The organism is Methanosarcina spelaei (assembly GCF_002287235.1).
GTDB lineage: Archaea > Halobacteriota > Methanosarcinia > Methanosarcinales > Methanosarcinaceae > Methanosarcina > Methanosarcina spelaei.
The window spans coordinates 1-243 of sequence record NZ_LMVP01000481.1; the positions used below are offsets into that span (position 1 = coordinate 1).

Annotated in this window: 1 protein-coding gene; it reads right to left on the reverse strand. The window is 40.3% G+C overall.

Annotated elements, in window-relative coordinates; genetic code table 11:
- On the reverse strand, window positions 1-243 hold a 243-nt coding region (locus ASJ81_RS16890; RefSeq protein ID WP_141241786.1), incomplete at both ends, for a PKD domain-containing protein.

Consider the following 243-nt stretch of genomic DNA (forward strand, 5'->3'; position numbering starts at 1 on the left):
CAGGTGTTCCTGTGCTTGTGTCAGTAAATTTAACGTTTAATGGTGCTTTTCCTGATGTAACACTGCTGGTGAAGTTTGAAACAGGCTTTGATATCACTTTTATATAGTCTGTTTCTGTTACCGTGTTGCTGCCTTTAGCATTAGTAACTGTAAGTGTCACCGTATACTTTCCTGCAGCTGAATACTTATGCTTTGGATTCTGGATTGTGGACGATGTTCCGTCTCCAAAACTCCACTTCCATA